Origin of the sequence: Methylobacterium sp. E-005, assembly GCF_022829725.1 — a bacterium.
In the GTDB taxonomy this organism is placed as follows: Bacteria; Pseudomonadota; Alphaproteobacteria; order Rhizobiales; family Beijerinckiaceae; genus Methylobacterium.
Genome location: NZ_JAKSYG010000198.1, coordinates 1 through 364, shown reverse-complemented (window position 1 = coordinate 364; position 364 = coordinate 1). Strand labels below are relative to the sequence as shown.

The following is a 364-nucleotide window of genomic DNA, read 5'->3' as shown; positions in this document are numbered from 1 at the left end:
TCGGACCGATGTCCGACTGATGGCGGAAGGAAGCCTCACGGTTCCTCGTTCTCAGCGCGGTCGAGCCGCGAGAGAGTACGAATGTCCAATCCGCTGATCATGAAGCTCGAATACGGAGCGCGTCTGACCGACGGGGACCGTGCCGTCCTACACGACCTTACCAGAAAAACTCGTCGCGTCGCGCGGCGTAAGGACATCAGCCCCGAAGGCGAGCGTCCAGAGGACGTACACCTCGTCGTGGAAGGCTTCGCCTGCCGCTACAAGAGCCTTACTGACGGACGACGCCAGATCACGGCCCTCCTGGTGCCGGGCGACTTCTGCGATCTGCACGTCGCCATCCTCGGTGAGATGGATCACAGCATCG

1 protein-coding gene is annotated in these 364 nt (G+C 62.1%); it reads left to right on the top strand.

Features of this window, described 5'->3' with window-relative positions; translation table 11 throughout:
* Positions 1-81: 81 nt before the first annotated feature.
* A partial coding sequence (locus MKK88_RS22130) for a cyclic nucleotide-binding domain-containing protein (protein WP_244003527.1) occupies positions 82-364 on the top strand: 283 nt, incomplete at its 3' end.